The following is a 7,630-nucleotide window of genomic DNA, read 5'->3' on the forward strand; positions in this document are numbered from 1 at the left end:
AATGCCGCATATTCTGATCGTCGAAGACGAAACCATCATCCGCTCGGCCCTGCGTCGGCTGCTCGAGCGGAACCAGTACCAGGTCAGCGAGGCCGGCTCGGTGCAGGAAGCGCAGGAACGCTTCAGCATTGCCACCTTCGACCTGATCGTCAGTGACCTGCGACTGCCAGGGGCGCCCGGTACCGAGCTGATCAAGCTCGGCCAGGGCATCCCGGTGCTGATCATGACCAGCTACGCCAGCCTGCGCTCGGCGGTCGACTCGATGAAGATGGGCGCGGTCGACTACATCGCCAAGCCTTTCGATCATGACGAGATGCTCCAGGCCGTGGCGCGCATCCTGCGCGATCGCCCGCGCCCCGCTGCCGCCGCCCCGGAGCCACGCACAAACGGCAAGGCCGCCACCGCCGACAAGGGTGCGAGCAACGCGGCCAATGGCGATATCGGCATCATCGGCTCCTGTCCGCCGATGCAGGACCTCTACAGCAAGATCCGCAAGGTCGCGCCCACCGACTCCAACGTGCTGATCCAGGGCGAGTCCGGTACCGGCAAGGAGCTGGTCGCCCGCGCCCTGCACAATCTCTCGCGCCGGGCCAAGGCACCGATGATCTCGGTGAACTGCGCGGCCATTCCGGAGACCCTGATCGAGTCCGAGCTGTTCGGCCACGAGAAAGGCGCGTTCACCGGCGCCAGCGCCGGGCGCGCCGGCCTGGTGGAGGCTGCCGATGGTGGCACGCTGTTCCTTGACGAGATCGGCGAGTTGCCCCTCGAAGCCCAGGCTCGCTTGCTGCGCGTGCTGCAGGAGGGCGAAATCCGCCGGGTGGGCTCGGTGCAGTCGCAGAAGGTCGACGTGCGTCTGATCGCGGCGACTCACCGCGACCTGAAAAACCTGGCCAAGTCCGGGCAGTTTCGCGAAGACCTTTATTACCGCCTGCACGTCATCGCCTTGAAGCTGCCGGCGCTGCGTGAGCGCGGGCCCGACGTCAACGAGATCGCCAACGCGTTCCTGGCCCGCCAGAGCGCGCGCATCAACCGCGATGACCTGCGCTTTTCCCACGACGCCGAGCAGGCGATCCGTCACTACAGCTGGCCGGGTAACGTGCGCGAGCTGGAAAACGCCGTCGAGCGCGCGGTGATCCTGAGCGAGAGTCCAGAGATCTGTGCGGAGCTGCTGGGCATCGATATCGAGCTGGGCGACCTGGAAGACGAGGAAGCCTTCGGCGCCCTGCCGGCCGGCGCCACCAGTGGCGCAAGCAACGCGAGCCACGAGCCGACCGAAGACCTGTCACTGGAAGACTATTTCCAGCATTTCGTGCTCGAGCACCAGGACCACATGACCGAGACCGAGCTGGCCCGCAAGCTGGGCGTCAGCCGCAAATGCCTGTGGGAGCGCCGCCAGCGCCTGGGCATCCCGCGCCGCAAGAGTGGCGCGACCAGCGAATAGGCGTGTTCCCCCACTCGCGGGCCCTCGCCCGCAAAAATCTGTTACCCAACTGACATGGCGTAACAAATGACGGGGTTTACGGTAACGAATCTGGGCCGGTTCCGGCCCTTGCCGCCCCTGCCCCTCGGGCCAAACCCCTGATTTTGCTGGACTTGCCAAAGTTGGCACGGCACCTGCTATATGTTCTGGTACAAGAACAACAACAAGCACAGCAAAACAGAACAAGAACAAGACGAAACGGCTCACGCATAACAAATACAAGACGGCGGAGGCGCAGCTAACTGATTCTTTTGGAGAGGACTTGTGTTTGGGGCATGCCCCACAGCCAGGCAGAGAACAACAAAAACTGCACTAAAAAGCAGCACCTGTACTGGATGGATCGAAGGATCAGCTCGACATCAGCGACCAAAGCAATCCGTTTGCTCTTCACTCCCTGATTGGGAGTCGTCCACAAGCTTCGGGATTTGTGGACAGGGCACTCAACAAAAACAAGAAGCCCAGCAGAAAAACAATAAGAGCACGCAACTACTTCTTGGGGAGCTTCGGCTCCCCTTGTAGTTTCTCTCGTCAGCCCCCCGATGCGACCGCCTACACCATTCCTCGAGTAAATGCTAGAATCCCCGCCCATCATGCGGCCATTCTGTCATCGTTGGCCGAACATTCCTTCAAACAGTGCATCCCATGCTGAAGAAGCTGTTCCAGTCGTTCCGTCCTCCCATCCGTGGCCAGCACCACATGCGAACCACGCCTGAAGTGATCAACAGTGCTCAACACTCGCTGCAGCGCAGCCAGTTCAGCCGTCACGCGGTGAGCATCGTCGAGCGCCTGCAAAACGCTGGCTACCAGGCTTACCTGGTTGGCGGCTGCGTGCGCGACCAGCTCCTGGGCATCACGCCCAAGGACTTTGACGTTGCCACCAGCGCCACGCCCGAGCAGATACGCGGCGAATTCCGTAACGCGCGGATCATCGGTCGCCGCTTCAAGCTCGTGCATGTGCATTTTGGCCGCGACATCATCGAAGTCGCCACCTTCCGCGCCAACCATCCAGAGGCCGAGGAAGAGCAGGTCGAAAGCCACCGTTCGTCGCGCAACGAGAGCGGGCGCATTCTGCGTGACAACGTATACGGCACCCTTGAAGAAGACGCGCAACGCCGCGACTTCACCATCAACGCCCTGTACTACGATCCGGTCAGCGAGCGCATCCTGGACTTCGCCAATGGCGTCCATGACATCCGCAACCGCCTGATCCGCCTGATCGGCGATCCGGTCCAGCGCTACCAGGAAGACCCGGTGCGCATGCTGCGTGCCGTGCGCTTCGCCGCCAAGCTCGACTTTGGCATCGAGAAGCACACCGTGCAGCCGATCCGCGAGCTGGCCTCGATGCTGCGCGAGATCCCGGCGGCGCGCCTGTTCGAGGAAAGCCTCAAGCTGTTCCTCTCCGGCCAGGCCGCGCTGACCTTTGAAATGCTGGTCGACCTGCACCTGTTCGACCCGCTGTTCCCCGCCAGCGCCCAGGCCCTGGAAGACCAGCCAACCTATACCCACACGCTGATCAGCCAGGCGTTGTCCAATACCGACCTGCGCGTCAAGCAGGGCAAGCCGGTCACCCCGGCCTTCCTGTTCGCCGCCTTGCTCTGGCCTGCCCTGCCTGCCCGAGTCCTGCGCCTGCAGAGCCAGGGCATGCCGCCGATCCCGGCCATGAACGAAGCGGCCCACCAGCTGATCGCCGAGCAATGCCAGCGCATCGCGGTGCCCAAGCGTTTCACGCTGCCGATCCGCGAGATCTGGGACATGCAGGAACGCCTGCCACGCCGCAGCGGCAAGCGTGCCGACCTGCTGCTCGACAACCCGCGCTTCCGGGCCGGCTACGACTTCCTGTTGCTGCGCGAAAGCGCTGGCGAGCAGACCGACGAGCTGGGCCAGTGGTGGACCGACTACCAGGACGCCAACGACAGCGAGCGTCGCGACATGATTCGCGAGCTGGGCAGCCGCGATGAGGGTACCGGCGCAGCCCCGCGCAAACGCAAGCGCAGCAGCAGCGCCAGCAAGCGCAAGCGTAGCGACGAGTTCCAGGACTAAAGGCATGGCGACACGCGTGTATATCGGCCTGGGCAGCAACCTGGCCGAGCCTGCCGAGCAACTGCGCTGCGCCCTGGAGGCCCTTGACCAGCTCGAGCACGGCAGCCTGGCCGGCGTCTCGTCCTTTTACGCCAGCGACTCCCTATCGCCCGGCCAGCCGCGGTACACCAACGCCGTGGCTGCCCTCGATACCGAGCTCGCGCCCCTGCCCTTGCTCGATGCTCTGCAGGCCATCGAGGCGTCCCAGGGCCGCGAACGCAAGGAGCGCTGGGGGCCACGCACCCTTGACCTGGACATCCTGCTGTATGGCGACCAGGTCATCGACATTCCTCGCCTCAAGGTCCCGCACTACCACATGCAGGCCCGTCCCTTCGTGCTGTACCCCTTGGCCGAGCTGGTGCCGGCGGGCTTTTGTCTGGCGGACCGGCGCAGCCTCGCGCAACTGTTGGCAGACTGCCCGTTTGTCGGCCTCGAACGCCTGTAATCCGGGCGTTCCAGCGGACGGTAACGCCGGTAACACCCGCCCGTAACAATGCGTTCACGGGGTCATTGACTTCACTCCCCTCGCTCACGACTATAGGCGTCCCGTGGCACCGATGTGCCACTCAAGGCGTATCCCGGACTGGAACAGGTGTACCCAAACACCACACTCGATGATGTGCTGTTCCAGCAGATGAATACACGCGTAGCACGCAGTCGTTTCACAGCGCCTGAACGAGGATTTTCCACATGCCTGACACAACCCTGACCACCCTGCACGGCCTCAAGGCCAAGGGTGAGAAAATCTCCATGCTGACCTGCTACGACGCGACCTTCGCCAAGGCCGCCAGCGAGGCCGGCGTCGACGTGCTCCTGGTGGGCGATTCGCTGGGCATGGTCCTGCAGGGCCATGACAGCACCTTGCCGGTCACCACGGCTGAAATGGCCTACCACACCGCGTGCGTCAAGCGCGGCAACCAGGGGGCGCTGATCCTTGCCGACCTGCCGTTCATGGCCCATGCCACCCCCGAGCAGGCCTTCGCCAACTGTGCCACGCTGATGCAGGCCGGCGCGCACATGATCAAGCTCGAAGGCGCCGCCTGGCTGGGCGAGACCATCGGCCTGCTGGCCGAGCGCGGCGTGCCGGTGTGCGCGCACATGGGCCTGACGCCGCAGACGGTCAACGTGCTGGGCGGCTACAAGGTGCAAGGCCGCCAGCAGGCCCAGGCCCTGCAGATGCAAGCCGATGCCATCGCCCTGGAGCAGGCGGGCGCGGCCATGCTGCTGCTGGAATGCGTGCCAAGCGAGCTCGCCGCCCAGATCACCCAGGCCGTGAGCATTCCGGTGATCGGCATCGGGGCAGGCAACGCCACCGATGGCCAGGTCCTGGTGCTGCATGACATGCTCGGCCTGTCCCTCACAGGCAGGGTGCCCAAGTTCGTGAAGAACTTCATGGTCGGCCAGCCCGACATCCAGAGCGCCTTGCGCGCCTATGTCGGCGCGGTCAAGGACACCAGTTTCCCCGGTAGCGAACACGGATTCAGCGCATGAACACAGTCAAGACCGTCCGCGAACTGCGCGCCGCCGTTGCGCGCGCCCGTAGCGAGGGCAAGCGTATCGGCTTCGTGCCGACCATGGGCAACCTGCACAGCGGCCATGCGGCGCTGGTCACCAAGGCCTGCCAACGCGTCGACTTCGTGGTGGCCAGCATTTTCGTCAACCCGCTGCAGTTTGGCGCCAACGAAGACCTCGCCAGCTATCCCCGCACGCTGGCGGCCGACCAGGAGCGCCTGCTGCAAGCCGGCTGCCACTTGCTGTTTGCCCCCACCGTGGACGAGATGTACCCCCATGGCATGGGCGGGCAAACGCGCGTCAGCGTGCCGCAACTGTCCGAGGGACTGTGCGGTGCCAGCCGGCCGGGGCATTTCGAAGGTGTGGCGACGGTAGTCAGCAAGCTGTTCAACATGGTCCAGCCTGACCTTGCGGTCTTCGGCCAGAAGGACTTCCAGCAGCTGGCGGTGATCCGCGCGCTGGTGCGCGACCTGAACATGCCGATCCAGATCATTGGCGAGCCAACCGTGCGCGCCGACGATGGCCTGGCGCTGTCCTCGCGCAACGGCTACCTCAGCGCCGAGCAGCGGGCGATCGCCCCTGCCTTGTACCGGGTGCTGCGCCAGCTGGGCGATGCCATCGCCAGCGGCGAGCGCGACTATGCGGCGCTGATCGCTGCTGGCCAGCAGCAGCTGGACGCGGCGGGCCTGCGCCCGGACTACCTTGAAGTCCGCCATGCCCTGACCCTGCGCCCCGCCACTGCCGAGGACCGCGACCTGGTGATCCTGGCCGCCGCCTTCCTGGGCACTACCCGGCTGATCGACAACCTGCATCTGGACCTTGATGCCCACGGCTAGGCGCTGTAATTGCGCTGGCCTCAAGCCACCAGCGCCGCCGGCTATGCCTATAATGAAAACCGGCCTGCAACCGCAGGCACTGCCAATTGTCCAAGGCAGGTTCACGCACCTAGGAACTCCGCGCAATGGCGTATTACCGTACTCCTCATGATGTTACGGCCCTGCCCGCCTGGCAGGCGCTTCAGCAACACCGCGATGCCATGCAAGGCTTCAGCATGCGCGAAGCCTTTGCTAGCAGTCCCAAGCGTTTCGAGCAATTTTCCCTTAGCGCATGCGGACTGTTCCTCGACTATTCGAAAAACCTGATCACCGAACAGAGCCGCGAGCTGCTGGTCGGCCTGGCCAATGAAGCCGGGCTGCAGGACGCCATCAAGGCCATGTTCAGCGGCGAGATCATCAACGCCTCCGAAGGTCGCCCGGTGCTGCATACCGCGCTGCGCCGGCCGGTCGGCGACAAGCTGAGCGTCAACGGCGTCAATGTGATGCCCGAGGTGCACAAGGTCCTGAACCAGATCACCGAGCTGGTCACCCGTATCCATGACGGCCTGTGGCGCGGTTATACCGAAAAGCCCATCACCGACGTGGTCAATATCGGCATCGGCGGCTCGTTCCTGGGCCCGGAGCTGGTGTCCGAAGCCTTGATGCCCTACGCCCAGCGTGGCGTGCGCTGCCACTACCTGGCGAACATCGACGGCAGCGAGTTCCACGAGCTGTCGGCCAAGCTGCGCGCCGAGACCACCCTGTTCATCGTTTCGTCGAAATCCTTCAACACCCTCGAAACCCTGAAGAACGCCATGGCCGCCCGCACCTGGTACCTCGCGCAAGGGGGTTCGGAGGCCGAGCTGTACCGTCACTTCATCGCCGTGTCGAGCAACAAGACCGCGGCAGTGGCGTTTGGTATCCGTGAAGAGAACATCTTCCCCATGTGGGACTGGGTAGGCGGACGCTACTCGCTGTGGTCGGCGATCGGCTTGCCGATCGCGCTGGCCATCGGCACCGCCAACTTCAAGGAACTGCTGTCGGGTGCCTACACCATGGACCAGCATTTCCAGACCGCGCCGTTCGAGCAGAACATGCCGGTGCTGCTGGCGTTGCTGGGTGTGTGGTACGGCAACTTCTGGGGCGCGCAAAGCCATGCGATCCTGCCGTACGACCACTACCTGCGCAACATCACCAAGCACCTGCAGCAGCTGGACATGGAGTCCAACGGCAAGAGCGTGCTGCAGGACGGCACGCCGGTGAAGCTCGATACCGGTCCGGTGATCTGGGGCGGCGTGGGCTGCAACGGCCAGCACGCCTACCACCAGCTTCTGCACCAGGGCACCCAGCTGATCCCGGCGGACTTCATCGTCCCGGTGGTGAGCTTCAATCCGGTCGCCGACCACCATCAGTGGCTCTATGCCAACTGCCTGTCCCAGAGCCAGGCGCTGATGCTCGGCAAGACCCGCGAAGAGGCCGAGCGCGAGCTGCGTGAAAAAGGCATGAACCAGGCGGATATCGACAAGCTGGCGCCACACAAGGTGATCCCGGGCAACCGTCCGAGCAACACCCTGGTGGTCGAGCGCATCAGCCCGCGCCGCCTGGGTGCGCTGGTGGCCATGTACGAGCACAAGGTGTTCGTGCAGAGCGTGATCTGGGGCATCAATGCCTTCGACCAGTGGGGTGTGGAACTGGGCAAAGAGCTGGGCAAAGGCGTCTACAACCGTCTGGTCGGCAGCGAAGA

The 7,630-nt window shown here is 64.2% G+C and carries 6 protein-coding genes; all 6 read left to right on the forward strand.

Features of this window, described 5'->3' with window-relative positions:
- The first annotated feature begins 1 nt into the window (after position 1).
- Positions 2 to 1,441, forward strand: a complete 1,440-nt coding sequence (locus VJS90_RS12295) for a sigma-54 dependent transcriptional regulator (RefSeq protein ID WP_324121925.1) — start codon at positions 2 to 4, stop codon at positions 1,439 to 1,441.
- 681 nt (positions 1,442 to 2,122) lie between these two features.
- The gene (locus VJS90_RS12300) at positions 2,123 to 3,520 is read left to right on the forward strand and encodes a polynucleotide adenylyltransferase PcnB (RefSeq protein ID WP_324121926.1); all 1,398 of its coding nucleotides are present in this window, start codon (positions 2,123 to 2,125) and stop codon (positions 3,518 to 3,520) included.
- 4 nt (positions 3,521 to 3,524) lie between these two features.
- On the forward strand, positions 3,525 to 4,004 hold the full coding sequence (gene folK, locus VJS90_RS12305; protein WP_324121927.1) for a 2-amino-4-hydroxy-6-hydroxymethyldihydropteridine diphosphokinase: 480 nt from the start codon (positions 3,525 to 3,527) through the stop codon (positions 4,002 to 4,004).
- Positions 4,005 to 4,249: 245 nt separating this feature from the next.
- Positions 4,250 to 5,050 carry a 3-methyl-2-oxobutanoate hydroxymethyltransferase gene (gene panB / locus VJS90_RS12310; protein WP_324121928.1) on the forward strand — a complete coding sequence of 267 codons (801 nt, stop codon included), beginning with the start codon at positions 4,250 to 4,252 and terminating at the stop codon, positions 5,048 to 5,050.
- Positions 5,047 to 5,907 (forward strand): pantoate--beta-alanine ligase, encoded by an 861-nt coding sequence (panC, locus tag VJS90_RS12315; RefSeq protein WP_324121929.1) that lies wholly within the window; start codon positions 5,047 to 5,049, stop codon positions 5,905 to 5,907. Before panB ends, panC begins: the two co-directional genes overlap by 4 nt.
- Before the next feature lie 125 nt (positions 5,908 to 6,032).
- Positions 6,033 to 7,630: glucose-6-phosphate isomerase (pgi, locus tag VJS90_RS12320; protein ID WP_324121930.1), on the forward strand; the 1,598-nt coding region annotated here is incomplete at its 3' end.

Origin of the sequence: Pseudomonas sp. (assembly GCF_035277045.1) — a bacterium.
Taxonomy (GTDB): domain Bacteria; phylum Pseudomonadota; class Gammaproteobacteria; order Pseudomonadales; family Pseudomonadaceae; genus Aquipseudomonas.